At 73.8% G+C, this 26,313-nt stretch carries 20 protein-coding genes and 1 pseudogene; 15 read left to right on the top strand and 6 right to left on the bottom strand.

The window, feature by feature from the left end:
• On the top strand, window positions 1-1,044 hold the full coding sequence (locus C6N75_RS03915) for an LLM class flavin-dependent oxidoreductase (RefSeq protein WP_105867418.1): 1,044 nt from the start codon (window positions 1-3) through the stop codon (window positions 1,042-1,044).
• A 37-nt stretch (window positions 1,045-1,081) separates the two neighbouring features.
• Here C6N75_RS03915 and C6N75_RS03910 read toward each other — a convergent pair whose 3' ends face one another.
• Window positions 1,082-1,531, bottom strand: a complete 450-nt coding sequence (locus C6N75_RS03910; protein WP_256104196.1) for a nuclear transport factor 2 family protein — start codon at window positions 1,529-1,531, stop codon at window positions 1,082-1,084.
• A 109-nt stretch (window positions 1,532-1,640) separates the two neighbouring features.
• On the opposite strand from C6N75_RS03910, the pseudogene C6N75_RS32180 reads away from it, so the two are divergent.
• Window positions 1,641-2,465 (top strand): annotated as a pseudogene (locus C6N75_RS32180) (aromatase/cyclase); the annotation flags it as partial.
• A gap of 138 nt (window positions 2,466-2,603) precedes the next feature.
• On the opposite strand, the gene C6N75_RS03900 reads toward C6N75_RS32180, so the two are convergent.
• The 3 genes from C6N75_RS03900 to C6N75_RS03890 form a co-directional block, all read right to left on the bottom strand.
• Window positions 2,604-3,593, bottom strand: coding sequence for an MBL fold metallo-hydrolase (locus C6N75_RS03900; RefSeq protein ID WP_105867455.1), 990 nt, complete (start codon window positions 3,591-3,593; stop codon window positions 2,604-2,606).
• Between the two features lie 20 nt (window positions 3,594-3,613).
• Complete coding sequence (locus C6N75_RS03895; RefSeq protein WP_105867417.1) at window positions 3,614-4,774, bottom strand: acyl-CoA dehydrogenase family protein; 1,161 nt, start codon at window positions 4,772-4,774, stop codon at window positions 3,614-3,616.
• A 166-nt stretch (window positions 4,775-4,940) separates the two neighbouring features.
• Entirely contained in the window at window positions 4,941-5,933 is a 993-nt protein-coding gene (locus C6N75_RS03890; protein ID WP_105867416.1) for an NHL repeat-containing protein, read from the bottom strand.
• A gap of 185 nt (window positions 5,934-6,118) precedes the next feature.
• Here C6N75_RS03890 and C6N75_RS03885 point away from each other — a divergent pair, with 185 nt between their 5' ends.
• The 10 genes from C6N75_RS03885 to C6N75_RS03840 all read left to right on the top strand — a co-directional run bounded on the left by C6N75_RS03885 (window position 6,119) and on the right by C6N75_RS03840 (window position 20,658).
• The gene (locus C6N75_RS03885) at window positions 6,119-6,610 is read left to right on the top strand and encodes a hemerythrin domain-containing protein (protein WP_258177215.1); all 492 of its coding nucleotides are present in this window, start codon (window positions 6,119-6,121) and stop codon (window positions 6,608-6,610) included.
• A gap of 97 nt (window positions 6,611-6,707) precedes the next feature.
• Window positions 6,708-7,151, top strand: a complete 444-nt coding sequence (locus tag C6N75_RS03880) for a winged helix-turn-helix transcriptional regulator (protein WP_105867414.1) — start codon at window positions 6,708-6,710, stop codon at window positions 7,149-7,151.
• A 175-nt stretch (window positions 7,152-7,326) separates the two neighbouring features.
• Complete coding sequence (locus C6N75_RS03875; protein WP_105867413.1) at window positions 7,327-8,304, top strand: DUF1702 family protein; 978 nt, start codon at window positions 7,327-7,329, stop codon at window positions 8,302-8,304.
• A 91-nt stretch (window positions 8,305-8,395) separates the two neighbouring features.
• The gene (locus C6N75_RS03870) at window positions 8,396-9,391 is read left to right on the top strand and encodes a DUF1702 family protein (protein WP_105867412.1); all 996 of its coding nucleotides are present in this window, start codon (window positions 8,396-8,398) and stop codon (window positions 9,389-9,391) included.
• 56 nt (window positions 9,392-9,447) lie between these two features.
• Complete coding sequence (locus tag C6N75_RS03865; protein ID WP_105867411.1) at window positions 9,448-11,301, top strand: CRTAC1 family protein; 1,854 nt, start codon at window positions 9,448-9,450, stop codon at window positions 11,299-11,301.
• Window positions 11,302-11,303: 2 nt separating this feature from the next.
• Window positions 11,304-12,401 (top strand): enediyne biosynthesis protein, encoded by a 1,098-nt coding sequence (locus C6N75_RS03860; RefSeq protein ID WP_105867410.1) that lies wholly within the window; start codon window positions 11,304-11,306, stop codon window positions 12,399-12,401.
• Complete coding sequence (locus tag C6N75_RS03855; RefSeq protein WP_105867409.1) at window positions 12,398-18,253, top strand: type I polyketide synthase; 5,856 nt, start codon at window positions 12,398-12,400, stop codon at window positions 18,251-18,253. Before C6N75_RS03860 ends, C6N75_RS03855 begins: the two co-directional genes overlap by 4 nt.
• 4 nt (window positions 18,254-18,257) lie before the next feature.
• Window positions 18,258-18,716, top strand: a complete 459-nt coding sequence (locus tag C6N75_RS03850; RefSeq protein WP_105867408.1) for an acyl-CoA thioesterase — start codon at window positions 18,258-18,260, stop codon at window positions 18,714-18,716.
• Entirely contained in the window at window positions 18,713-19,264 is a 552-nt protein-coding gene (locus C6N75_RS03845) for a flavin reductase family protein (RefSeq protein WP_105867407.1), read from the top strand. The genes C6N75_RS03850 and C6N75_RS03845 overlap by 4 nt, the downstream gene beginning before the upstream one ends.
• Window positions 19,261-20,658, top strand: a complete 1,398-nt coding sequence (locus C6N75_RS03840; protein ID WP_105867406.1) for a cytochrome P450 — start codon at window positions 19,261-19,263, stop codon at window positions 20,656-20,658. The genes C6N75_RS03845 and C6N75_RS03840 overlap by 4 nt, the downstream gene beginning before the upstream one ends.
• A gap of 112 nt (window positions 20,659-20,770) precedes the next feature.
• Here C6N75_RS03840 and C6N75_RS03835 read toward each other — a convergent pair whose 3' ends face one another.
• Together C6N75_RS03835 and C6N75_RS03830 are read right to left on the bottom strand one after the other, a co-directional pair.
• Window positions 20,771-21,586: a helix-turn-helix domain-containing protein gene (locus C6N75_RS03835; RefSeq protein ID WP_105867405.1), complete on the bottom strand. Its 816-nt coding sequence runs from the start codon at window positions 21,584-21,586 to the stop codon at window positions 20,771-20,773.
• Window positions 21,587-21,606: 20 nt separating this feature from the next.
• On the bottom strand, window positions 21,607-22,767 hold the full coding sequence (locus tag C6N75_RS03830; protein ID WP_105867404.1) for a ParB/RepB/Spo0J family partition protein: 1,161 nt from the start codon (window positions 22,765-22,767) through the stop codon (window positions 21,607-21,609).
• A 348-nt stretch (window positions 22,768-23,115) separates the two neighbouring features.
• On the opposite strand from C6N75_RS03830, the gene C6N75_RS03825 reads away from it, so the two are divergent.
• The 3 genes from C6N75_RS03825 to C6N75_RS03815 all read left to right on the top strand — a co-directional run.
• Window positions 23,116-23,694, top strand: a complete 579-nt coding sequence (locus C6N75_RS03825) for a DUF5987 family protein (protein ID WP_105867454.1) — start codon at window positions 23,116-23,118, stop codon at window positions 23,692-23,694.
• Window positions 23,691-25,355, top strand: a complete 1,665-nt coding sequence (locus C6N75_RS03820) for an FAD-dependent oxidoreductase (protein WP_105867403.1) — start codon at window positions 23,691-23,693, stop codon at window positions 25,353-25,355. The genes C6N75_RS03825 and C6N75_RS03820 overlap by 4 nt, the downstream gene beginning before the upstream one ends.
• 122 nt (window positions 25,356-25,477) lie before the next feature.
• The coding region (locus tag C6N75_RS03815; RefSeq protein ID WP_105867402.1) for a carboxymuconolactone decarboxylase family protein at window positions 25,478-26,313 on the top strand (836 nt) is incomplete at its 3' end.

Below are 26,313 nucleotides of genomic sequence, written 5' to 3'. Positions count from 1 at the left end.
ATGCGCCTCGGAGTCAACCTCGTCTACCAGTGCGCCGGAGAGCTGGCACGCGAGGCCGAACGCCTCGGCTACGACCTCGCGCTGGCCTCCGAGGGCTTCCGCTCGGACGCCGCGACCGTGCTCGGCCTGGTCGCCGGCCAGACCGAGCGCATCGGCCTGGCCTCGGGGATCATGCAGATCCCGGCCCGTCCGCCCGGCACCGCCGCCCTCACCGCGGCCACCCTGGACGCGCTCAGCGGCGGGCGGTTCCGGCTCGGCCTCGGAGTGTCCAACCCGCATGTCTCGGACGGCTGGTACGGCGTGCGGTTCGACCACCCGCTCGGCCGCACCCGCGAGTACGTGGACATCGTCCGGCAGGCCCTGGACGGCGGTCCCGTGCGCTACACCGGCGACCACTTCACGCTGCCCGCGCACGGCCGGCCGGGCGCGCCCCTGCACCTGTTCACCGAGCGGCCCAGCCGGCAGATCCCGCTCTACCTGGCCGGCGTGGGCCCCAGGAGCCTCCAGCTCGCCGGCGAGATCGCGGACGGCTGGCTGAGCGGCTTCACCACCCCCGAGCAGGTGGCGAAGTCGGTGACCGAAATCCGCACCGGCCGCGAGCGCGCCGGCCGGGACCTGACCGGCTTCGAGGTCGTCCCGTTCGTGCCGGTGCAGGTCGCCGAGGCGGGGGAGGACCTCGCGGCCGCCGCCGCCCGGCTCCGTGCGCACTACGCGCTCCTGCTCGGGGTCGGCGACCCCGCGGACAACTTCTACTGCGCGCTGGCCAGGACGATGGGCTTCGACCGGGAGATCGCGGTCTTCCGGGACCGCCTGCTGGCCGGCGACCGCGCGGGCGCGGCGGCCGCGATCCCGCTGGAGTTCATCGACGCCACCGCGCTGATCGGCCCGCTCGGGCGGATCGCCGAGCGGATGGCGGCCTTCGCCGAGGCGGGCGTCACCACCCTCAGCGTCCTGGTCTCGGCCAACGACACCGACACCGCCGGCCGCCTGCGCATCCTGCGGCAGGCGGCCGAGGCACTGGAGCTGTCCGGCGCCGGATCGTGAGCCGCGCCGGGGGGCGGCCCGCGGCCGCCCCCGGCGCTCACCGCGTGTGGTCGGCGACGACCGTGCGCTCGCGGTTCAGCAGCCGCCCGGACTCCCGCACCAGGACGTCCCGTACGAAGCAGGCCGGCGCGGTCACCGCCACCGGGTCGCCCGGCCGGGTGACCAGCACCAGCGCGTAGTACTCGGTGACGATCGACCCGTCGTCCTGCGGCATCACCTGGAGCATGTTGAACCAGTGCCGGCGCTGCGCGGGATCGCTGCCGTACCGGTGCTCCTGGTGGGCGCGGATCGCCGCGGCGATCTCCCCCGGCCCCTTCGCCGGCGGCGCGTCCACCGAGTGGTGGAACACGCCGTCCGAGGCGAAGGTCGCGGCGAACTCCTCGGCGCGCAGCGCGTCGAGGTGCTGCACCTGGCAGGCGTAGAACTGCTGGATCTCCACGTAGAGATCGGTGAAGGAACCGTTCTGCGGAGCGGACGGAATAGGCACGCGGTCTCCACTGCGTCAAAGGGGATCAGGGAAGTCGGCCCACTGTGACCCCGGCCGCTCGGTCCGACCTTGAGGTCGCCTCGAGTTCCCTCCGGCAGGCTCGGCGACCATGACCACCACCGAATCGCGAAGCCACTACGCGGAACACGACACCCCGTTCCACGCCCCGCCGTCCCGCGCGTTCGAGCTGATCTCCGACGTGACGCGCTGGCCCCTGATGTTCGCGCCGTGCGTGCACGCCGAGGTCCTCCAGCGGGAGCCCGGCGCGGACCGGATCCGGCTGTGGGCGCTCGCCGGGGACACCGTGCGGAGCTGGACCTCCCGGCGCCGGCTGGACGCCGCCGCCCCGCGGGTCGACTTCGAGCAGGAGGACAGCCGGCCCCCGCTGGCCTCCATGGGCGGGCACTGGCGGGTGGACGGCGGTACGAAGCTGGTCCTCGCGCACCACTGGGCGCTCACCGACCCCACCCCGGAGACGGAGCGGTGGGCGACCGAGGCCCTGGACCGCAACAGCGACGCCGAGACCGCCGCGGTGCGGTCCTGGGCCGAGTACGGCGACGACTTCGACGACCTGGTCTTCGGCTTCGGCGAGACGGTCCACATCGCCGCCCCGGCGCCGGCCGTCTACGACTCCCTGTACCGCGCCGACCGGTGGCCGCGGCTGCTGCCGCATGTGACCGCGCTCGACCTGCGCACCTGCGCCGCCTCGGAGCTGACCGCCGGGGCCGAGGTCCAGACGATGACGATGGAGACCACCGGCAAGGACGGCAGCGCCCACAGCACCCGCTCCATCCGGCTGTGCTTCGAGGGCGAGCGCATCGTCTACAAGCAGACGGCGGTGCCGCGACCGCTGCGCGCGCACAGCGGCGAATGGCGGCTGCGTCCGGCCGACGGCGGAGTCGAGGTGGAGGCGCGCCACGAGGTCGCCCTGGACCCGGCCGCCGTCGAGGAGGTCTTCGGCGCGGGCACCACGCTGCGGCAGGCCCGGGAGAGGACCACGGAACTGCTGCGCGCCAACAGCCTGGCCACGCTGCGGCTGGCCGGCGAGCACCNNGGCGAGCACCGGGGCGGTTCACGCGTGGCAGGCCAGCGGCCCGCCGTTGTAGGCGACCATCTCCTGGAAGACGGCGCCCATCTCCCGGATCATGGCGCCGACGTCCAGCGCCTCGCCGTGCGCCGCGTCGCGCTCCTCGGCGTAGGCGCGGTGCAGGTTCGGGATCAGCCGGGCCGGTTCGAGCAGCTCGGCGAACGCCCCCAGGTCGGCCTCCCGGGCCGCGTCCTTCGGCGCGAGCCCCGCGGCCAGCCCCTGCCGGGCCAGCTCCTGCACCCAGCGCAGGTAGTCCTCGGCGACGTCGAGGACCTCGGGCCCCGCGACCGGTCCGTGCCCGGTCACCACCACGAGCGGCTCCAGACCCCGCAGCCGCTCGATGGCCTTGAGGGATCCGGAGACCGAGCCCAGCGGGCAGAACGGCGTCACCCCGGACATCACGACGTCCCCGGTGAACAGCGTCCGGCGCTCCGGCACCCAGACCACCGTGTCGTTGACGGTGTGCGCGGGGCCCGGGTGCAGCAGCTCGACCGCGAGACCGCCCACGTGCAGCGTCATCCGGTCCTGGTACGTCACCTGCGGCAGGGCCACCTCGATGTCGCCCCAGACCACCTCCGGCCACAGCTGCGTCATGTGCAGCCCGGCCTGCTCCATCTCCCGCCGCGCCTCGGTGTGCGCGTACACCGTCGCCTCGGGGAAGAGGTAGTTGCCGAACGTGTGGTCGCCGTGGGAGTGGGTGTTGACCAGCATCGCGGGCGCGCCGTGCCCCCGCGCGAGCACCTGCTCGCGCAGCCGGCGCGTACGCGCCTCGGTCGCGGTGGTGTCGACCAGCGCGGACACCCCGCCGGAGACGACCAGCCCGGCGTTGTTCACACACCAGCCGCCGTCGGGCTGCACATAGGCGAAGACGCCGTCGGCCACCTCCCGCAGCACCGGTTCGCCGGCGGCCGCACGCGCCGACGACCCGCCGGCCGCACGCGCCGGTGAACCGTCGACCGCACTCGCTGATGACATGGGCATCTCCTCGTCGCTCGTCATGCGGCCGGCGCCGGAGTCGTCTCGGATGGCTCCCACACTTCCCTCGCGTAGGCGCCCGCCGCCGCGTCGAACTGGAGGACGACGTGCGAGGCCATCGAGTGGATGTCGCGCCAGTAGCGCTGAAGGGGCGCGTCGACCGAGTGGGCACTGGTGCCCGCCGACCGGAAGAGCCGGTCCGCCGCGCTCACCAGCAGGTCCGTCGCCAGCGCGCAGTCCCGCAGGTTGCGCGCCTCCAGCAGCGCGGTCAGCGGGTCCGTCCGGTCGGCGGTCCGCGCCGCCCGGTCCAGCAGCAGCTCAGCCGAGTCGATCTCGCCCGCCGCGCGCGCCAGCACCGTCTCGTAGAGCCCCCGCGCCGGACCGGGCCCGGGCGACGGCCTGCGCAGTCTCGCCGCGACGCCCTCCTGCCACAGCCCCAGCAGACCGCGGGCCGCCCCGAGCGCCGGCGTGGCGAAGGACAGCGCGTTGACCGCCCGCAGCGGAACGCCGTGGCAGGGCGCCGGGGAGCCGGCGGAGCGCCCGTCCAGCAGGACGCCGCGGTCCATCACGCGCCGCTCGGGCACGAAGACGTCCTCCGCGAACAGCGAATGGCTCCCGGTCGCCCGCATGCCGATGTCGGACCAGCTGTCGACCACCGTGTAGTCCGCGCGCGCCACCGCGAACATCCGGGCCCGCGGCCCCTCCTCGGACGGGACCATGCCGCACAGCAGCGCCCAGTCCGAGTGGTCCACCGCGCTCACGTACGACCACCGCCCGGTCAGCCGCCAGCCGCCGGGGGCCGGTTCGGCGCGCCCGCCGGGGATCAGCGAGCCGACCACCACCGCGTCCGGACCGTCCCGCCAGATCTCCTGGCAGCCCTCCACCGGCAGATAGGCGGCCATCCGCGCCAGGTGGGCGGTGACCGACGCGCACCAGGCCGTCGCGGGGCAGGACTCGCCCAGCTCGGCGACCGCGCGGCTCAGCGCGCTGAAGGAACCCGCCTCGCCCCCGTGGGCCGGCGGCACGAAGTGCCGGACGAAGCCGGCGGCCACCACCGCCTCGACGGCCTCGGGGGCCGGCCGCCACGCCTGTTCGGCCGCTGCGGCGTGACGCGCAGCCACCGCCGCCGCCTGGGCGGCGGCGGGCACGGCAGTGCTCTGCACGGCGGACAAGCCTGTCATCGATTCCCCCTTCCGGCGCCCGGAAGGGAATCCGGCCGCCGTTCGTCCCGCGGAACTCGCGAAACCACGTCAATCGATCACCGGAATCATAGGGTGGCCCCAGTCGGCGTCGACGGGGGAAGCCGTCGCCTCCACCACTGTTCAAGTGACCCTGTGGCGCCTCTCGTCAGGATGGGATTCCTTTTCCGGGAACCGGTATCGCTATCGCGTTGTATTCCGTGTCCGGGGTCGGGTCGAGCGGGAATCGCGAATTCGGCAGATACAGCCGGTCGCGGTACACCGCGACCGCGCACGGCACGTCGAACCGGGGGTCGGCCACCTCGCCGACCTGCCTGCCGCGCCCGCCGGCCCGGTCCAGGCGCACCACCGCCAGGTCGTACTGGCGCGGCGCGTACAGCGTGCGCCCGTGGACGGCGATGCCGTTCGTGGTCGGCAGCTTCAGCCCGCCCAGTGCCACCCGCCGCGCGGTCCCGTCGGCCGGGTCGACGCGGTAGAGCGTGCCCCCGTCGGCGGAGGAGTTCACCACGAGCAGGGCGCGCCGGTCCGGGGTCTCGGCGATGCCGGTGGCCGTGATCTGGTCCGCCGTCCCCTGGACCCAGTCGCCGGACAGGGGCAGCGTGACGACCGCGTCCTGCGCCGGCAGTTCGCCCCGAGGGCCGAACGGCACCCCGAACAGCAGCCCGTTGAAGGCGTCGGTGAACCACGCCGCCCGCGCGGTGACGACCACGTGGTTGACCGCGGTGGAGGCGGCGCCCACCTGGTAGGTCCGCAGCACCGCGCCCGTCGCGCCGTCCAGGACGGTGACGACCCGCCCCCAGCCGCCCGCGACGAAGAGCCGCCCGTGCGCGTCCACCTGGAGTCCGACCGCGTTGTGGCCCTCGCCGAGGCCCGGGTGGAGGACCGTGCCCTCGCCGGTGGCCAGGCTGACGCGGTGGACGGCGCCGCCGAGCAGGGACCCGAAGTAGGCGTACGGCGCGCGGCCCACGGCGATGCCGGCCGGGTGGAAGCCGTTCGGCAGGCGCAGGGTGGTGGGCCACCGGTCCCGCCGCGGCCCGGCCGCCGCCCGAGCCGTGCCGCCGACGGCGTCGAGCGCCACCGCGCCGCCGAGCGCCGCGCCGAGGCCGAGGAACCCCCGGCGACTGAGTGTCCTGTGCTCCATGCCGGCCCCCGTGCGTGATGTCGTCGGTATCGCTGCGGAGGCTCACAGAACGCGCCGGAGAACGACTCGAGACGGCCCGGAGAAAAGACCGGCCGGATACCGCCGCCCCCGCCCACCGGCCTAGAATCCGGACGACCCGACTGGCAGACCATCAGCACGACCGACAGGACCATGGAACGGCCTTGGTGAATTCCCACGGACGCCTGACCGCGTTCGGCAACCAGTTGATCGAGGTGCACCTCTGGCTCCGCGAGCAGCTCGCGGCGCTGCGTGAGGACGTCGACGCCTATCTCGCCGGAGGCAGCAAGGTCCGCGAGCTGCGGACCCACTGCCTCACCTTCTGCTCGGCACTGGACCGGCACCACAACGGCGAGAACGACTTCGCGTTCGGCAAGGTCGCCGAGCAGTTCCCGGAACTGCGCCCGGTGCTGGACGAACTGCGGCGCGACCACCAGCTCGTGGACGACTCCCTGCAACGCCTGGAGACGCTCGTGCGCGAACTGGACCGGGACACCGACCCCACCGAGTTCCAGCGCGAGCTGGACAGCCTCGGCGCGCTCATCGAGACGCACTTCACCTACGAGGAGAAGCGGATCGTCTCCGCGCTCAACGCGCTGAAGGTGCCGAGCTGGGACCGGACCACACCGGCGTTCCTGCTCACCGACGAGCCCGCCTGACCGCTCCCGCCGGACCGGGCGGGCGGGGCCGGAAACCGGCCACGGCTTCGCCAACTCGGGTGCCGTCACGCAACCGGCGGGACCCTACAGTGAGCGGATGCTGAGACACACCTACGAGGGCCAGGACTGCAACCTCGCCCGGTCGCTGGAGGTGATCGGCGAGCGCTGGACGCTGCTGATCATCCGCTCCGCGCTGCTCGGCACCACCCGGTTCGACCGGTTCCTGGAGACCCTGGACATCGCCCGCAACGTGCTGGCCGCCCGGCTGGGCCGGCTGGTCGAGCACGGCATCATGGAGAAGGTGCCGTACCAGGACAAGCCGGTGCGCCACGAGTACCGGCTCACCCCCACCGGGCGGGACCTGACCCGGGCCGTCATCGCCCTGATGCAGTGGGGCGACCGCCACCTGCCGCAGGAGCTGGGACCGCCCCGGCGGGCCGACCACATCGGCTGCGACGGCGCCGTCCACGTCGAGCTGCGCTGCGCGAGCTGCGGCCGCACCGTGCACGACGAGGAAGTCGACGTGCGCCGCATCCGCTGAGCCGCCCCGCCGGCCCGGCCCGCCGACCGCGTCGAGCACGGACGGCGGCGCCCGCGCGGCCGGCCCGCCCCTCGCACCCCTTGCGCACGGGCGAAGATGCCCGCTTCCGGCGCGGACGCCCACCATGGGCTCCGCCCGCCGCCGACCGGGCGGCCGCACCGCAAGGAGGTAGGCCGTGCCCGCACTGGGAGCCCTGCGCAGACTGGCCATGGCGCCGTCGCTGCACGAGGTGTCGTTCGCCGGCCGGGGATTCGCCGTGGAGCCGAGCGAGCGCGCCCGCAGGCTGGAGGCCGTGCCCCGGGCCGTGGTCACCGGCTTCGAGTGGGGCATCGAGGACAAGGACCTGGCCACCACCGAGGCGCGGCTCGCGCTGGTCGACCCCGAGCAGCGCGGCTTCGCCTACGAGGGCGCCACCATGGCCTGCGCCATCCGCGACACCATGGGCCCGCGCGGCCACCGCGCCCGCGACCTGCTGCGCGGCGGCGGCCGGCCGCACATCTTCCTGAACTACATCGGCATCGGCTTCGCCATGGCCAAGCTGCCCCGCCCGCTGTGGAAGAAGCTCGTCCCCGACCTGACCGAGCCGGAGTTCTACCCGGCGATGAGCTGGCTGTGCGTGGACGGCTACGGCTTCGACCGGGCGTACTTCGACACCGCGAAGTGGGTGGGGGAGCAGCGCCGGGACGCCCCCTACGCCTGGGACGGCGACCCGGGGTACTGGGCCCGCGCCTTCGACCAGGGCGTGGGCCGCGCCCTGTGGTTCATCCACGGCGGGCACACCGCCCACGTCACCGCCGCCGTACGGGCGTTCGCCGAGGGGCGGCAGGCGGACCTGTGGAGCGGGGTCGGGCTGGCCGCCACCTTCGCCGGCGGCTTCACGCCCGCCGGCCTCGCCGCGCTCGCGGCGGACGCCGGGGAGCACCGGGGGCATCTGGCGCAGGGATCGGTCTTCGCCGCCAAGGCCCGCCACCACGCCGGCTTCGTGCCCGAGCACAGCGCGGCGGCCGTGCACGCGTTCACCGGGCTGGAGACCGCGGCGGTGGCCAGGCTCGCGGACGACACCGCGGCGGACCGGGCGGAAATCGGCGCCGGACCGGCGTACGAGGTGTGGCGGCGCAATGTGCGCGAACAACTGGCCGCCGTCGCCGTTTGAGCAACCCGGGAGTAGACGCCCCCGCGGGCCCGCTGGCTAGATTCGATTCGCTGGGGAATTTCCAGGGATTCGAGAGGGGCGGTCAACTGCCGTGTCCAGTGTGTTTGGCGCAATTCGACGGAGGCTGCTCACGCCTCCTGTTTCGGAGACGAGCATGGAAGTCCGCGGATTCCATGTGAAGAACGCGGAAGCAAAGGCGCGGCTGGAGCACATCGGGGAGGTCTTCCTCCGCGGATACGCCTACGCGGTGGAAGCCTCCTCGCCGGCCGAGGCCGAGGAGATGCTGGAGACCGTCCCGAGGGACATGCGGGGCTTCGCCTACGAGGGCGCCGGCATGGGCGCCGCGGTGCACGACTCGCTGCCGGGGCACGGCGGCCGGCTGGACGGGCTGCTGGCCGGGCGCGGCCGGCAGCACGACTACATGATCTACGTCGGAGTGGGCTGGGCGATGGCCCGGCTGCCCAAGCTCCTCTGGCCCGACCTGCGCACCACCGACCCGCTGCTGCGCTGGCTGGCGCTGGACGGCTACGGCTTCCACCAGGCGTACTTCAAGACCGCGAGCTATGTGCGGACCCCGGAGGTCCGCCACCCGTTCTCCTGGAAGGGCGGGCACAACCACTACACCGCCAGCGCCGTCGACCAGGGCATCGGCCGCGCGCTGTGGTTCGTCGGCGGGACCGACCCCGAGGTCGTCACCCGGCTGATCCGCTCCTACGCGCCGGACCGCCACCCCGACCTGTACGCGGGCGCGGGCCTGGCCTGCACCTACGCCGGCGGGGTGGGCGAGGAGGAGCTGGCGGGCTTCGTCGAGGCGGCCGGCGAGCACCGCTGGGCCCTCGCGCAGGGCTCGGCGTTCGCCGTCGAGGCCCGCATCCGGGCGAACACCGTCATCGACCACACCCACCTCGCCGCCCGGGTCGTGTGCGGCACCACCGCCGGGCGGGCCTCCCAGGTCTGCCGCGAGCTGCGGCCCGGTCCGGCCGCGCTGGCCGGCCAGGGCGCCTCCCCGGCGTACGAGACCTGGCGGCGGGACGTCGCGGCCCAACTCGCCTCCCTCTCGCTCACCTCGAAAGGTGCCGACCAGTGACGGTCACGAAGAACTTCATCCGCAGGAATTCACCGGGAATCGTCGCCCTCGCCCTCATGGTGGGCACTTTCTACGCCGTCCGGCTTCCCGAGTCGTCCGCCGCCGACATCAACCGGCTCTCCGATGATTTCGCATTCGAGCCGATGTCGATCGCGATGCCCGCCGGATACGAGAAAAAGGAAGTGCGCAAGGTCAACAAGGCGTACCAGCACATCGAGGCGTGGATCTCCTCGGTGGGCGCCGGAATCGCCGTCAACGACCTCGACGGCGACGGACTGCCCAACGACCTGTGCGTCAACGACCCGCGGATCGACCAGGCGGTGATCACCCCGGCGCCGACCAGGGGAGACGCCTACAAGCCGTTCGCCCTGGACCCCGCGCCGCTCGGCGCCAGCACGACGATGGCGCCGATGGGCTGCATGCCGGGCGACTACGACGAGGACGGCAGGACCGACGTCCTGGTCTACTACTGGGGCCGCACCCCGGTGATCTTCCTCAACAAGGGGGAGAAGGGCGCGCCGCTCACCCGCGCCTCGTTCACCGCCACCGAGCTGCTGCCCGGCAAGTCCGGCAAGCGCTACACCGGCCCGCTGTGGAACTCCAACACGGCCGCGGTCGCCGACTTCGACGGCGACGGCCACGACGACATCTACATCGGCAACTACTTCCCGGACAGCCCGGTGCTCGACCCGTCCAAGGACGGCGACGTCACCATGAACGACTCCCTGTCGCACGCCCAGAACGGCGGCGGCGGGCACTTCTTCCGCTGGACGAAGGACGGCTACGAGAAGACCGACGACGTCATCCCGCAGGGCCTGAACAACGGCTGGTCGCTCGGCGTCTCCGCCGCCGACCTGGACGGCGACCGGCTGCCGGAGGTGTTCCTCGCGCACGACTTCGGCACCTCCGCGCTGCTGCACAACGTCTCCGAGCCCGGGAAGATACGTTTCTCCGAGGTGAAGGCCGAGCACAGCGGCACCGTCCCGAAGTCCAAGGAGCTGGGCCGCAGCTCGTTCAAGGGCATGGGCGTCGACTTCGGCGACCTGAACCACGACGGCCTGTTCGACATGTTCGTCTCCAACATCACCACCTCCTTCGGCATCCAGGAGTCCAACTTCGCCTTCATCAACGAGGCGGGCTCCAAGGCCGAGTTGCAGGGCCGCTTCAAGCAGGGCGTGGCGCCCTACCGCGACGAGTCCTCCGACCTGCGCCTGGCCTGGTCCGGCTGGGGCTGGGACGTGAAGATGGGCGACTTCGACAACAACGGCGACCTGGAGATCACCCAGGCCCTCGGCTTCGTCAAGGGCAAGAACAACCGCTGGCCGCAGCTCCAGGAGCTGGCCACCGCCAACGACGCGCTGACCGCCAACCCGCTGTGGTGGCCCAACGTCAAGCACGGCGACGACCTGGCCGGCAGCCAGCGCATGCGGTTCTTCGCCAAGGACCCCGAGAGCGGCGCCTACCACAACCTCTCCGTCAAGCTCGGCCTCGGCGAGCCCGTCCCCACCCGCGGCCTGGCCACCGGCGACGTCGACGGCGACGGCCGCCTCGACCTCGCCGTCGCCCGCCAGTGGGGCGAGCCGGTCTTCTACCACAACACCGCGAAGAACCCCGGCGCGTACGTCGGCCTGAAGCTCACCCACCCGGACGGCGCCCCGGTCGTCGGCGCCGAGGTCTGCGTCGAACTGCCCGACGGGACCCAGCGGATCGCCCGCCTCGACGGCGGAGGCGGCCACTCCGGCAAGCGCAGCACCGACGTCCACATCGGCCTGGGCAAGGACGTCCGGGACGAGGAACTGCCCGCCATGATCACCTGGCGCGACCGCGCCGGCGACGTCCACGAGCAGAAGCTCAAGCTCAAGCCCGGCTGGCACAGCCTGGAGCTGGGCACCGAGGCCAAGGAGAAGTGACCATGTCCCCGACCCCGACCGCGGCCGGCCCGCGGCACAATCCCAAGGTCACCACCGCGCTGCGCCGGTTCGCCATCTCCATCTCGGTGCTCAACATCTTCGGCTACACCGTCCTCGGCTTCGAACAGCCCTGGACCTGGCCGTTCATCGCGCTGGCCACCGCCTACGCCACCGAGATCGTGCTCGAGGTCCTCGGCGCCCGCAGCGAGGGCCGCGCCCCGCGCTTCGCCGGCGGCGGCGTCAAGGGCATGGTGGAGTTCCTCTTCCCGGCCCACATCACCGCCCTCGCGGTGAACATGCTGTCCTACGTCAACGACCTGGTGTGGGTCATGGTCTTCGGCGTCATCGTCGCCGTCGGCACCAAGTGGGTGCTGCGCGCCCCGGTCAAGGGCCGCATGCGGCACTTCATGAACCCCTCGAACTTCGGCATCGCCGTCATCCTGGTGCTGTTCCCCTGGGCGTCCATCGCCCCGCCGTACCAGTTCACCGAGTACCTCGACGGCGGCTTCGACTGGCTGGTCCCGGCGATCATCATCAGCCTCGGCACCATGCTCAACGCCAAGCTCACCGAGCGCATGTGGCTGATCCTCGCCTGGGTCGGCGGCTTCGCCCTCCAGGCGGTCGTCCGCGGGCTGGTCTTCGACACCTCCATCCCGGCCGGACTGGCCATGATGACCGGCGTCGCGTTCGTGCTGTTCACCAACTACATGATCACCGACCCGGGCACCACGCCGTCCTCCAAGTGGGGCCAGATGGCCTTCGGCGGCGGAGTCGCCGCGCTGTACGGCGTACTGACCGCGATGAGCGTCGCCTACGGCCTGTTCTTCGCCACCGCCCTGGTGTGCGCCATCCGCGGCGCCTTCCTGTGGACCTCCGACATCGTCTCCAGGAAGCGCGCCGAGGAGGCCCTGGCGCTGGCCGCCGTCACCCAGGCCGTCGCCCGCGCCGACGCCGAGACCAAGGCCGCCGAGGCCGCCCCGGCCGAGGGCTCCGCCCCCGCCGCCGACACCCCTGCCTGCACCTGCCCGGCCGGCGCCTGCGCCTGCCCCGCCCCGGCGTCTGCCGAGGCCGACACGCGAAAGACCCCGGTGGCCGCATGACCAGGATCGCCATCGTCGGGATGGCCTGCCGCTACCCCGACGCCGCCAGCCCAGTCGAGCTGTGGGACAACGCCGTCGCCGGACGGCGCGCGTTCCGCCGCCTGCCCGACGTCCGGATGAACCTGGACGACTACTGGAACGCCGACCCCTCCGTCCCCGACACCTTCTACGCCCGCAACGCCGCCGTCATCGAGGGCTACAGCTTCGACCGCGTCGCCCACCGCATCGCCGGCAGCACCTACCGCTCCACCGACCTCACCCACTGGCTCGCCCTGGACACCGCGGGCCGCGCGCTCGCCGACGCCGGCTTCCCGGCCGGCGAGGGCCTGCCCCGGCGGCGTACCGGCGTCATCGTCGGCAACACCCTCACCGGCGAGTTCTCCCGCGCCAACGTGCTGCGGCTGCGCTGGCCCTACGTGCGCCGGGTGATGGCCGCCGCCCTGAAGAACCAGCAGGACTGGGACGACGCCCGGGTGGCCGACTTCCTCGACGAGGTGGAGGAGGCCTACAAGGAGCCGTTCCCCGCCATCGACGAGGACACCCTGGCCGGCGGGCTCGCCAACACCATCGCCGGCCGCATCTGCAACCACTTCGACCTCGGCGGCGGCGGCTACACCGTCGACGGCGCCTGCTCCTCCTCGCTGCTGTCCGTCACCACCGCCGGCACCTCGCTGGCCAACGGCGACATCGACGTGGCCGTGGCCGGCGGCGTGGACCTGTCCATCGACCCGTTCGAGATCATCGGCTTCGCCAAGACCGGCGCGCTCGCCAAGGGCGAGATGAAGCTCTACGACCGCGGCTCCAACGGCTTCTGGCCCGGCGAGGGCTGCGGCATGATCGTGCTGATGCGCGAGGAGGACGCGCACGCCGCCGGCCACCGCGTCTACGCCACCATCGCCGGCTGGGGCGTCTCCTCCGACGGCCAGGGCGGCATCACCCGCCCCGAGGTCGACGGCTACCAGCTCGCGCTCAGCCGCGCCTACGAGCGGGCCGGCTTCGGCATCGAGACCGTCCGGCTCTTCGAGGGCCACGGCACCGGCACCGCCGTCGGCGACGCCACCGAGCTGACCGCCCTGATGGGCGCCCGCCGCGACGCCGACCCCGACGCCCCCGCCGCCGCCATCACCTCCATCAAGGGCATGATCGGCCACACCAAGGCCGCCGCCGGCGTCGCCGGACTCATCAAGGCCGCCATGGCCGTCGACCACCACACCCTGCCCCCGGCCATCGGCACCACCGACCCCCACGAGCTGCTCGCCGACGAGCAGGCCAACCTGCGCGCCCTGCGCACCGCCGAACCCTGGCCCACCGACGCGCCCCGCCGCGCCGGGATCACCGCCATGGGCTTCGGCGGCATCAACACCCACGTCGTCCTCGACGAACCCGCCGGGCGCCGCCGCACCACCGCGGGCGGGCGCTCCGCCGCCCTCGCCCGCGGCCTCCAGGACGCCGAACTGCTCACCGTCGACGCCGCCACCCCCGAAGCCCTGCGCACCAGGCTCACCGAGGTCGCCGCGTTCGCCGGGCAGGTCTCCTACGGCCAGGTCGCCGACCTCGCCGCCACCCTCCAGCGCGAACTGCGCGGCCTGCCGCACCGCGCCGCCGTCGTCGCCACCTCCCCCGAGGACGCCGAACGCCGGCTCACCCACCTCGCCGACCGGCTGACGGCCGGCGACGGCGCCTACACCGCCGCCGACGGCCGCGCCTTCCTCGGCCGGGTCACCGGCCGCGCCCGGATCGGCTTCCTCTTCCCCGGTCAGGGCTCCGGCCACGGCACCGGCGGCGGCGCGCTCGCCCGCCGCTTCCCCGAGGCCGCCGAGGTCTTCGCCCGGTCCGGCCTGCCCACCACCGGCGACATGGTCGCCACCGACGTCGCCCAGCCCCGTATCGCCACCGGCTCCGCCGCCGGCCTGCGGGTCCTGGACGCACTGCGGCTCCAGGCGTCCGTCGCCGTCGGCCACAGCCTCGGCGAACTCTCCGCCCTGCACTGGGCCGGCGCCCTCGACGAGGCCACCCTCCTCCAGGCGGCCCGGGTGCGCGGCCGCGCCATGGCCGAGCACAGCGCCTCGGGCGCCATGGCCTCGCTGGGGGCCGCCCCCGAGCGGGCCGAGGAGCTGATCGCCGGACTCGACGCCGTCGTCTCCGGCTACAACAGCCCCGAGCAGACCGTCGTCGCCGGACCGGTCGCCGACATCGAGGAGGTCCACCGGAGGGCCGAGCGCGCCGAGATCCGCTGCACCCGGCTGCGCGTCTCGCACGCCTTCCACTCCCCGCTGGTCGCCGCCTCCGCCGCCGACTTCGGCGCCTGGCTGGCCACCGCCGACCTCGGCGCCCCGGCCGCCACGGTGGTCTCCACCGTCACCGGGCAGCCGCTCGGCCCCGACGCCGACCTGGCCGCCGTGCTCGCCGAGCAGATCACCGGCCCCGTCCGCTTCACCCAGGCCGTCACCGAGGCCGCCCGCGGCGTCGACCTGTTCGTCGAGGTCGGCCCCGGTCGGGTGCTCGGCGCCCTCGCCGGCGCCACCACCGGCGTCCCCGTCGTCTCGCTCGACACCGACGACGAGTCGCTGCGCAGCCTGCTGACGGTCGCCGCCGCCGCCTTCACCGCCGGCGCGCCCATCGCGCTGGACCGGCTCTTCGGCGACCGGCTGATCCGGCCGCTGGAGGTCGGCCAGGAGTTCTCCTTCTTCGCCAGCCCCTGCGAGCAGGCCCCCCGGGACGTCCCGCCGGCCGCCGACCGGCCGCGCAAGGCCGCCGCCCGGCGGTCCGCCGAGGCCCCCGCCGCGCAGAGCGCCCCCGCACCGGCCGCCGCCGACCCGGCCGAGGCCGGCACGGACGCCAGCGCGCTCGACGTACTGCGCGAACTGGTGGCCGTGCGCGCCGAGTTGCCCGCCGACCTGGTGGACCCCGGCAGCCGTCTCCTGGACGACCTGCACATGAGCTCCATCACCGTCGGCCAGATCGTCAACCAGGCGGCGTCCCGCCTCGGGATCGCCGCGGCGAAGGTGCCCACCAACTTCGCCACCGCCACCCTCGCCGAACTGGCCGAGGCGCTGGACACCCTGGTCACCACCGGGGGAGCGCAGGAGACGCAGGCCGCCCCCGTGGTCGCCGGCGCCGCCCCCTGGGCCCGCCCGTTCGCCGTCGACCTCGACGAACTTCCCCGGCCGCAGGCCGCCGCCGCGGACGGCGACGGCGACTGGGAGCTGTTCGCCGCCGGCGACCACCCGTACGCCGGGAGGCTGCGCGACGCGCTGGCCGCCGCCGGCGCCGGGTCCGGCGTCCTCGCCGTCCTCGCGCCGGACTGCCCCCGGCAGGAGGTCGAGCGGGTGCTGGCCGCCGCGCACAGCGCGCTGGCCGGCGGACCGGCCCGCCGCTTCGTCCTGGTCCAGGACGGGCGCGGCGCGGCCGGCCTCGCCAAGACGCTCTACCAGGAGGCCCCGCACCTCAGGACCACCATCGTGCACACCCCGGCCACCGCCGACGTCGTCGAACGGGTCGTCGCCGAGGTCGCCGCCACCACCCGGTTCACCGAGGTCCACTACACGGCCGACGGCTCCCGCCGGGTACCCACCCTGCGGGCCCTGCCCATCGCCCCGGCGCGCACCGAGGCGCCGCTGACCGACGGCGACGTGCTGCTGGTCACCGGCGGCGGCAAGGGCATCTCCGCCGAATGCGCCCTGGCCGTGGCCCAGCGCACCGGCGCGGCGCTCGCCGTCCTCGGTCGCTCCGACCCGGCCGCCGACCGCGAACTGGCCGACAACCTGGAGCGGATGCGGGCCGGCGGCGTACGGCTGCACTACGCCCGCGCCGACGTCACCGCCCCCGAGCAGGTCACCGCCGCGGTCGCCGAGCTGGCCGCCGAACTCGGGCCGATCACCGGCCTGCTGCACGGCGCCGGCCGCAACGAGCCGGGCGCGCTCACCGCGCTCACCCCGGACGACTTCGACCGCACCTTCGCCCCCAAGGTGGAGGGACTGCGCACCGTCCTGGACGCCGTCGGCCCCGGCAGCCTCAAGCTGCTGGTCGCCTTCGGCTCCATCATCGGCCGGGCCGGACTGCGCGGCGAGGCCCACTACGCCACCGCCAACGAGTGGCTGGCCGACCTCACCGAGGCCACCGCCGCCGCCCACCCCGCCCTGCGCGCCCGCTGCGTGGAGTGGTCGGTGTGGTCCGGCGTCGGCATGGGCGAGAAGCTGTCGGTGGTCGAGACGCTGTCCCGCGAGGGCATCGTCCCGGTCTCCCCCGACCAGGGCGTGGACATCCTGCTGCGCCTCATCGAGGACCCGGACGCCCCGGTCGTCACCGTCGTCAGCGGCCGCACCGAGGGCATCGACACCGTCCGCCGCGACCTGCCCGACCTGCCCATGCTCCGCTTCACCGGCAACCCGCTGGTGCGCTACCACGGCGTGGAGCTGGTCACCGAGGTCGAGCTGAACGCCGGCACCGACCCCTACCTGGCCGACCACCTGCTCGACGGCAACCTGCTGCTGCCCGCCGTCATCGGCATGGAGGCCATGACCCAGGTCGCCGCCGCCGCCACCGGACGCACCTGCGGCGCCCCGGTCGTCGAGGGGGCGAAGTTCCTGCGGCCCATCGTGGTGCCGCCCGGCGGCTCCACCCGCATCCGGATCGCCGCCACCGTCACCGGCCCGGACGCCGTGGACGTCGCCGTGCACGCCGAGGACACCGGCTTCGTCGCCGAGCACTTCCGCGCCAGGCTGCTGTTCACCGACGAGCCGGTGCCCGAGGGCCCGCCGCTCCAGGTGCCCGAGGACACCCCCGTCGTCCCGCTGGACCCGGCCGCCGACCTGTACGGCGGGGTGCTCTTCCAGGGCGCCCGCTTCCAGCGGCTGCGCCGCTTCCACCGGGCCGCCGCCCGCCACGTGGACGCGGAGGTCGCCGTCGAGCGCCGCCCCGAGGGCTGGTTCGCCGGCTACCTGCCCGGCCGGCTCCTGCTGGCCGACCCCGGCATGCGCGACGCGCTGATGCACGGCAACCAGGTCTGCGTCCCCGACGCCACCCTGCTGCCCTCCGGCGTCGAACGCATCCGGCCGCTGGCCGCCGGCGACACCGTGCCCGGCCTGCTGCGCTACACCGCGGTGGAGCGCAGCAGGGACGGCGACACCTACGTCTACGACATCGCCGTGCGCGACCAGGACGGCACCGTCGTCGAACGCTGGGACGGCCTCACCCTGCACGCCGTACGCAAGACCGACGGATCGGGCCCCTGGGTCGCCCCCCTCCTCGGCCCCTACCTGGAACGCTCCCTGGAGGACGTCACCGGCGCCCGGGTCGCCGTCGCCGTCGAACCGCACGGCGACGCCCCGGACGGCTCCGTCGCCCAGCGGCGCGGCTTCACCGCCGACGCGGCCGCCCGGGCGCTCGGCACCCCGGTCTCGGTGCGGCACCGCCCCGACGGACGGCCCGAACTCGACCCGGACCGGCACATGTCGATCTCCGCGGCGCACGGCCTGGGAGTCACCCTCAGCGCCGTCTCCGCCACCGAGGTGGCCTGCGACATCGAGGCCGTCAGCATGCGCTCGGCCGACGAGTGGCAGGGGCTGCTCGGCGACCACGCGCCGGTCGCGGAACTGGTCGCCCGGGAGACCGGCGAGGCCCCCGACACCGCCGCCACCCGGGTGTGGAGCGCGGTGGAGTGCCTGCGCAAGGCCGGCATCATGGCGGGCGCGCCGCTCACGGTGCTGCCGCGCCGCAAGGACGCCTGGGTGGTGCTCGCCGCCGGGGACCTGCGCATCGCGACCTTCGTCACCGCGCTGCGCGACGCCCTGGAGCCCGCCGTCTTCGCGTTCCTCACGCACGACACGCCCCTCGCGGAAGGACGGTCATAAGGCCATGGCGGAAGACTACTTCGAGTACCGGCACACCGTCGGCTTCGAGGAGACCAACCTCGTCGGCAACGTCTACTACGTCAACTACCTGCGCTGGCAGGGCCGTTGCCGCGAGCTGTTCCTCTACCAGAAGGCTCCGGCGGTCCTCGCCGAGGTGCAGGACGACCTCAAGCTGTTCACCCTCAAGGTCGACTGCGAGTTCTTCGCCGAGATCACCGCGTTCGACGAGCTGTCCATCCGGATGCGGCTGTCCGAACTGGGCCAGACACAACTGGAGTTCACCTTCGACTACGTCAAGGTGACCGGCGGCGTCGAAGTCCTGGTCGCGCGCGGCCGGCAGCGCATCGCCTGCATGCGCGGCCCCAACACCGACACCGTGCCCTCCCGCATCCCCGAGGCGCTGGCCCGGGCCCTGGAGCCGTACGCCGTCCAGGGCCGGGTCCTGACCGGGCGGGCGGCATGAGCACCGGCACGCTGGCCGCCGCACCGCTCCGGGACGCCGTCACCGGCGACCCGGCGCGGCTGCGGCGGGCGTTCGGCGCCTTCGCCACCGGGGTGACCGTGGTGACGGTCGGCGGGGCCGCACCCCGCGGCATGACCGCCAACTCCTTCACCTCGGTCTCCCTGGACCCCGCGCTGATCCTGTTCTGCGTGGGCAACGACGCCGTGATGAACGGCGTCCTCGCCGAGGCGGAGACCTTCGCGGTCTCCGTCCTCGGGGCCGGGCAGGAGGACGTGGCCCGGCACTTCGCCTCCCGCTCCCGCCCGCCCGGCGCCGCCCAGTTCGACGCCGTCGACTGGCTGCCCGGACCGGTCGCCGGCGCCCCGCTGATCGCCGGCGCCGCCGCCCACTTCGAGTGCGCCCGCTGGCGGGCGTACGACGGCGGCGACCACACCGTCCACCTCGGCCGGGTGCTCGCCCTGGAGGAGCTGCCCGGCCGCGAGCCGCTGGTCTTCCACGGCGGCGCCTTCCAGGGCCTGTCCCCCCTCCCGTCGGGAGAACGCCGATGAGCCCGCGCCGCCCGCCCGGCCCGCCCGTGAGGGCGCTGCCCGGCCTGCTCCGCAAACTGGCCGTCGACCGGCTCGCCATGATGCGGGACGCCGCCGACCTCTCCGACGCGGTCCTGGTCTCCATGGGCCCCAAGAAGCTGTACGTCTTCAACCGGCCCGACTACGCCAAGCACGTCCTCGCCGACAACGCGGCCAACTACCACAAGGGCATCGGCCTGGTGGAGTCCCGCAAGGTCCTCGGCGACGGCCTGCTCACCAGCGAGGGCGAACTGTGGCGCGCCCAGCGCCGCAACGTCCAGCCCGCGTTCAAGCCGGGCCGGATCGCCGCCCAGGCCGGCGCCGTCGCCGAGGAGGCCGGCCGACTGGTCGAACACCTCCGCCGCGGTGCCGGCCGGGGCCCGGTCGACCTCCTCCAGGAGGTCACCGGCCTCACCCTCGGCGTCCTCGGCCGCACCCTCATGGACACGTCCCTGTCCGGCCACGACGGCATAGCCCACGCCTTCGAGGCCGTCCAGGACCAGGCCATGTTCGACATGGTCAGCCAGGGCCTGGTGCCGAGCTGGCTGCCGCTCGCCACCCAGCGGCGCTTCCGCCGCGCCCGCCGCGAGCTGACCGACACCGTCGACGCGCTGGTCTCCGACCGGGCCGCCCGCATGACCGCCGGCGACGGCGCGACCGACGCCTTCGCCCGGATGATCATCGCCGCCCGCGCCCACCCCGACCCCGCCACCGGCCGCCGCCTCCTCCAGGAGGAACTGGTCACCCTCCTCCTCGCCGGCCACGAGACCACCGCCTCCACCCTCGGCTGGACCCTCCTCCTCCTCGCCCGCCATCCGCACGTCCGCGACACCGTCCGCGAGGAGGCCCGCTCCGTCCTCACCGAAGGCCGCCTGCCCGAGGCCGAGGACCTGCACCGCCTCACGTACACCACCCAGGTCGTCCAGGAGGCCATGCGCCTCTACCCGCCGGTGTGGATCCTCCCGCGCGTCGCCCAGGGCCCCGACGAGGTCGGCGGCTACGAGGTGAAGGCCGGCGCCGACGTCCTCGTCTGCCCCTACACCCTGCACCGCCACCCCGACCTGTGGGACGACCCCGAGCGCTTCGACCCCGGCCGCTTCGACCCCTCCCGCGTGGCCAACCGCCCCCGCTACGCCTACATCCCCTTCGGCGCGGGCCCCCGCTTCTGCGTCGGCAGCAACCTCGGCATGATGGAGGCCGTCTTCGTCACCGCCCTGGTCACCCGCGACCTGGACCTCACCGTCCGGCCCGGCCACCAGGGCATCGCCGAACCCATGATGTCCCTGCGCATGCGCGGCGGCCTCCCGATGACCGTCCGCCCGGCGGACCGCCTCCCCGCCCCCCGCGCGGCCGCCGCCGGAGCGGGCGCCGCCTAGACCCTGACTGACGGTGCCGTCTGGGCGCCGCCTGGGACGCACGCCGAAGGGGCCGGCCACGGTTCACACCGTGGCCGGCCCCTTCGGCGTGCCGTCGGACGGGCCCCCGGCCCTACGCCGGGATCGGGCGGGAGTGGTGGCCGCCGCCGGACTGGCGCTCCATCGCGCCGGTCCGCAGGTCCAGCAGGGCCATCAGGATCGGCGGGTCCAGCACGTCCAGCGGGCGCAGGGTGATCTCGGCGGGCATCAGCAGGGTGTCCTGGTGCACGGTCACCGGCCCGTAGCTGCCGACCGAGACCACGTCCTGCCGGCCGGTGCCGGAGGGCAGGTGCTCGTAGCCGTAGGGGACGGAGTGCACCAGCACGTGCCAGGTGCCGTCCGGCACGTCCCGCAGCTCGAAGGCGCCCGGCCCGTCCAGCACCGCGCAGCGCACCGGCCGGCCCTGCGGGACGGGCGTGGCGAACAGCCCGACGAAGCAGTGGCCGGCCGCCCGGTCCTCGGGCAGGTGCACCCGGCCGCGCAGCGCGCCGTGCGCGGCGTCCTCCTGCGGGGCCGGCGCGGCCGGGTCCGTGCCCTCGGCGATCTCCGGCACGAATCCGTCCAGTTCGCGGAACATGCTCGGCGAGACGCCGACACAGGACTTGAAGCGCGAGCTGAAGGTGCCGACGCTGCTGTATCCGACCTGGCTGCTGATGTCGGCGACGCTGAATTCCGTCTCCAGCAGGAGGCGCTTGGCCTCCTGGAGTCTGAGCGCGGACAGGAAACGCCCGGGGGAGGCCCCCGTGACGTCCCGGAACACCCGGGTGAAATGGAACTTGCTGAACATGGCGGTACGGGCCATGTCGTCGATGGTCAGTTCCTGGCCGAGATTCGCATGCATTTCGTCGATCACTCGAAGAACAGCGGCTTCGATGGCGGTGGTGGTCACCGTTTCTCCCTGTCGTTGAATCATGCTCCGTGCCGGGATTCGGGGGCCGGGCCGCGCGGCGGGGCGGGTGCCGTATCGGTCAGCCGCCGCCGGGCGAGGTCGTCGGCGAACCTCTTCCAGGCGTTGGAGCAGTGGAGGGCCAGTTCCGCGACGGTGTCGGTGCAGTGCGGCGGTACGGCGTCGGCCTGCTGCCGCCAGGCCTCGTCGACCACGAAGTGGGTGTGCAGCCAGCGCAGGAAGTGCCGGCCGGAGTCGGAGTGCCGCAGCGAGGGATCGGCGGCCAGCCGCCGCAGGGTCTCCAGCGAGCCGCGCGTCCGGCTCACCCCGGCGCCGGGACCCGTGCCGGCCAGGGGCGCGGGCCGGGTGCCGGCGGGCGCGGGGCCGGAGCCTCGCGGACCGACCGCCGCCGGTGGCGCCGGACGGTCCCCCGGGGGGGCGTCCTCGGTGCCGGCCGGGGCGTCCTCCCCGGTCAGGCGCGCGGCGGCGGCCGCCGCGGCCCGCCGGGCGGCCGCCTCGCGCCGCCCCTGCGGCGCCGGCGCCTCCCCGCGCAGCAGCCGCTGGCGTACGTCGTGGGCCGTGCCCAGGGACAGGCCGGTCTCCTTGACGATGGCCCGCAGCGGCAGGTCGGGGCGCCGGATCATCAGCTCCGCGGCCCGCAGCCGCTCGGCGGTGCGGTCCAGCGGATGCGCCCGGCCGTCCGTACCGCGCCGGATGTTCGACTGGGGAGATTCCCCGGTCGAACGCGGCCGGAGCGCGGCGACCGTCTTCGGGTCGAGTCCGGTGCAGGTGGCCACGGCCCGGTCGGACAGCTCCGGCCGGGAGCGCAGGATCCGCTCGGCGGCCGCCTTCCGGTCGGTGACCGACAGCGGCAGGCCGTGCGCGGTGTTGGCCGCCACCGCCCGGATGAACGCCTCCTCGTCCGCGCCGTCGAAGAAGTGCACCTCGACCGAGGTGAGCCCGTTGGCGGCGGCGGCGGCGACGCGGTGCATGCCGTCGATGACGCGCATGGTGGAGCGGTGCACGAGCACCGGCGGCAGCGCCGGATAGATGTCGGCGAGCCGCTGCACATGGGCGTCGTCGACCCCGTTCAGCCGGGGCGAGTCGGCCGGCAGCAGCGCCTCGATCCGCACCCGGTGGGTGAAGTGGGCCGGGAGCGTCAGGGATCTGTCGTCGCTGTCCACCTCTCCCCTTCCCCCTGGCGAGATCGAGACGTGCTGGCGAGACCGGGACGTGCCCGCGTGCTCGGAAGACCGGCCCCTTGAGCCCCGGTCACCTCGGAGAACACGCGTCCGGTGGAAGCATAGTGAACGACCTCTTTTTTTCTGGAGCCCGGAAAGGCAGACGGCGCGACTTCGCCTGGTTGCCCCGCTGAACCCGTGTTCGCGTGAACGCCCACCAGCTCGGTTGTTTGAAAAGACCCACCGCTTCTAGCTTTCTTGCACACCGCACAGAGCCACCACCGAGACCGAGAAAGCCCGAAGCCCATTCGCAGCCCGCGACCGATACGACCGGAGGCCCCGTTGCCCGCCGTGCGAAGAATCCCCGAACGGAAAGTCGACATCGGGGAGCAGGAGACGCTCACCCTGGAGGCCTGGGCCGACACCATCGTCCCCGGCGAGAAGCGCTGGCCCGGTGACCGGGCGGTCGCCGGCGTCAGCACCGGCGGCGGCGCGGTCGCCGCAGGCGCCCTGGAGCTGCTGCGCTGGGACGCCACGGGCATCCACGACGGCCTGGAGGACCTGGCCCGCCTGGTCAACGAGCACACCCGGGCCTACGCCGAGCAGGCCGGCATCGCGCTCGACCCCGCCGTCCCGCCGTTCGTCTCGCTCGACTACGACGACCGGGTCAAGCTGATCACCGAGCTGACCACGCCCGGCCACCCGGAGAAGGACTTCTGGGTCCTGCTCTCCCTCTTCTGCAACATGGCCTTCGACTCCGCCGCCCACCTGCACACCGCGGACGCCCTGGCCGACGGCCACCCGGGCCTGACCGCCATGGGCATCACCGCCCCGGACGCCGACGGGCTCTGGCGCTTCCAGGACTTCGGCTACGGCCGCCAGCTCGCCAAACCACACCCCGACACCACCGCCACCGGGAGCCCGGCATGAGCGAGACCATCGAGCAGACCGACGTCCTGGTCATCGGCAGCGGCTTCGGCGGCGCGATCGCCGCGTACCACCTGGCCGCCGGCGGCGCCAAGGTCACCGTCCTGGAGCGCGGACCCTGGCTCAAGAACGACGAGTTCGAGCACGACTACAAGCTCGGCTCCTCCTACACCCGCATCTTCGACTTCACCGTCGGCGACGGCATGAGCGTGCTGGGCGGCAACTGCGTCGGCGGCGGCAGCGTCGTCTACTTCGCCGCCATGCCCCGCGCCCCGAAGTTCGTCTTCGACCGGCACGGCTCCATCGGCCGCCGGATGTGGCCGGGCTCGGTCAGCCGCGACACCCTCGACCCCTGGTACGACCGGATCGAGGAGTCCCTCTCGGTCAGCCGGCAGGACTGGAGCGACGCCTCCTACTCCGGCGGGCTGTGGGGCGCGGCCTGCCACCACGCCGGGCGCACCGCCAACCCGCTGGCCGCCGCCATCGACAACTCCCGCTGCACCAACTGCAACTTCATGATGGCCGGCTGCCGCTTCGAGGCGAAGCAGTCCCTCACCGTCAACTACCTGCCCGCCGCCCTCGCCCACGGAGCCGAGATCCGCCCGCTGCACGAGGTGCAGCACCTGACCCGCACCCCCGAGGGGAACTACCGCGTCCACTACAACATCGTCCACGACGAGGACTACCGGTTGCAGAACGGCTCCGGCGTCATCGAGGCCAAGCTGGTGGTGATGGCGGCCGGCGCCGGCGCCACCCCCGTCATCCTCCAGCGCAGCGAGTCCCACCTCGGCACCATGCCGCACGCCGTGGGCCGCTACTTCTCCGGCAACGGCGAACGCCTCAACACCGCCATCCTCGACGAGGACAAGGTCGCCGAGATCCTCGGCCTGACCCGGGGCGACGGCAACCTCCCCTACGGCGCCAACGCCATCGGCAAGGGCCCCACCGTCGCGAGCTGGGACAAGCTGGACGGCTCGCTGCCCGAGTACTCCCGCTACTCGCTGGAGCAGCTCTACTTCCCGCCCGGTCTCGGCACCATCCTGGCCCAGGCGCCCGACGCCACCGGCCCGACCTGGTTCGGCCGGGAGAAGAAGGAGATCCTGAGGAACTGGAAGTCCTGGCTGACCATCTTCTGCATGACCGAGGACGACAACGAAGGCGTCTTCGGGCCCCCGCCGGCCACCGGCAACTCCCACCGCATATCCCAGCAGATGCTCGGCCGCGGCAACCTCTCCTACCACCCCACCAAGAACACCTGGCACGGCTGGAACCAGGCCGACGCCGACGTCAAGGAGATCCTGGAGAAGGACGGCCTCGCCAAGGTGATGCCCTGGACCAACGACCTCGTCGGCGCCTACACCGTCCACCCGCTGGCCTCCTGCCGGATGGGCGACGACCCGGCGACCTCCGCGCTCGACGACACCAACGAACTGCGCGGCCACTCCGGCATCTTCGTCACCGACGGCTCCGCCGTCCCCGGCGCGCTGACCGTCAACCCGGCGATGACCATCGCCGCCCTCGCCGAGAGGGCCGTGCCGCACATCGTGGCCGCCGCCCAGGCCCGAGGCGTCCAGGTCAGCTACGGAGCGCCCGCGCCCACCGGCTACAAGAACGGACGCAAGGCCGTGCTGCCCCTGCTGAGGAAGCGCCTCGCCACCGTCTGAGCCGCCCCGCGCCCTTCGCACGACCAGTCAGTTGCTTCACGAAACCAACCCCGGTCGGTTGCTTCACAAAACCGATCCCCGTCAGTTGCTTCACGAGACCGACACCGGAACAGGAGGCGGCGATGCGACCGCTCGTCAGAATCGTGCTGAGGGGCTCCCTCAAGCAGATCCGGCACATCACCGCCGTACCGCACACCGAGGCGACCGGCCTGGTGGCCGAGGTCTACGACCGGGCCCGGCGGGAGTTCGGCGTCGTCGCCCCGCCGCTGGCACTGCACTCGCCGGCCCCCGAGGCGCTCGCCGCCTCCTGGCTGCTGCTCCGCGAGACCCTGCTGGCCGAGGGGCGGGTGAGCCGGGCCGCGAAGGAGGCCGTGGCCACCGCGGTGTCCCGGGCCAACGACTGCCCCTACTGCGTCGAGGTCCACGAGGCCAAGCTCGCCACGCTTGCGGACGAGGGGGAGCACGGCGACAGCGGGCACGGGCCGCTCACCGAGTGGGCCGCCCGCAGCGGCACCGCGGCCGCCACCGGGCAGCCCCGGCCCTTCGACGACGCCGACGCCCCCGAACTCCTCGGCACCGCCGTCACCTTCCACTACCTCAACCGCATGGTCCGGCTCTTCCTGCCCGACTCGCCCGTCCCCGGCGCCGCCCCGGCCGCCGGCCGCGCCCCGGTGATGCGGATGGTCGCCCGGGCCATGCGCCCCGACACCGGCGCCACGCTCACCCCCGGCGCCGCCGCCGGCCTGCTGCCCGCCGCCCCGCTGCCGGCCGCACTCCAGTGGGCCGCGCCCGCCCCGGCCGTCGCCGACGCCCTCGCCCGGGCCGTCGCCTCCGTCGACGCCGCCGCCGAACGCTGGATCCCGCAGCCGGTCCGCGACCTGCTGCACGCCCGGCTCGCCGTCCACGACGGCACCCCGCCCGGCCCGAGCCGCGCCTGGCTCGACCAGGCCACCAACCC

Origin of the sequence: Streptomyces solincola (assembly GCF_002982015.1) — a bacterium.
In the GTDB taxonomy this organism is placed as follows: Bacteria; Actinomycetota; Actinomycetes; order Streptomycetales; family Streptomycetaceae; genus Streptomyces; species Streptomyces solincola.
This window is presented reverse-complemented; position numbering and strand designations above follow the sequence as displayed.

Excerpts from the sequence above, each read along its gene's own strand:
- C6N75_RS03915 (WP_105867418.1), top strand. The coding sequence starts at position 1 with ATGCGCCTCGGAGTCAACCTCGTCTACCAGTGCGCCGGAGAGCTGGCA.
- C6N75_RS03900 (WP_105867455.1), bottom strand. The coding sequence starts at position 3,593 with ATGTCATCAGCGAGTGCGGTCGACGGTTCACCGGCGCGTGCGGCCGGC.
- C6N75_RS03895 (WP_105867417.1), bottom strand. The coding sequence starts at position 4,774 with ATGACAGGCTTGTCCGCCGTGCAGAGCACTGCCGTGCCCGCCGCCGCC.
- C6N75_RS03890 (WP_105867416.1), bottom strand. The coding sequence starts at position 5,933 with ATGGAGCACAGGACACTCAGTCGCCGGGGGTTCCTCGGCCTCGGCGCG.
- C6N75_RS03880 (WP_105867414.1), top strand. The coding sequence starts at position 6,708 with ATGCTGAGACACACCTACGAGGGCCAGGACTGCAACCTCGCCCGGTCG.
- C6N75_RS03865 (WP_105867411.1), top strand. The coding sequence starts at position 9,448 with ATGGTGGGCACTTTCTACGCCGTCCGGCTTCCCGAGTCGTCCGCCGCC.
- C6N75_RS03860 (WP_105867410.1), top strand. The coding sequence starts at position 11,304 with ATGTCCCCGACCCCGACCGCGGCCGGCCCGCGGCACAATCCCAAGGTC.
- C6N75_RS03855 (WP_105867409.1), top strand. The coding sequence starts at position 12,398 with ATGACCAGGATCGCCATCGTCGGGATGGCCTGCCGCTACCCCGACGCC.
- C6N75_RS03850 (WP_105867408.1), top strand. The coding sequence starts at position 18,258 with ATGGCGGAAGACTACTTCGAGTACCGGCACACCGTCGGCTTCGAGGAG.
- C6N75_RS03845 (WP_105867407.1), top strand. The coding sequence starts at position 18,713 with ATGAGCACCGGCACGCTGGCCGCCGCACCGCTCCGGGACGCCGTCACC.
- C6N75_RS03840 (WP_105867406.1), top strand. The coding sequence starts at position 19,261 with ATGAGCCCGCGCCGCCCGCCCGGCCCGCCCGTGAGGGCGCTGCCCGGC.
- C6N75_RS03820 (WP_105867403.1), top strand. The coding sequence starts at position 23,691 with ATGAGCGAGACCATCGAGCAGACCGACGTCCTGGTCATCGGCAGCGGC.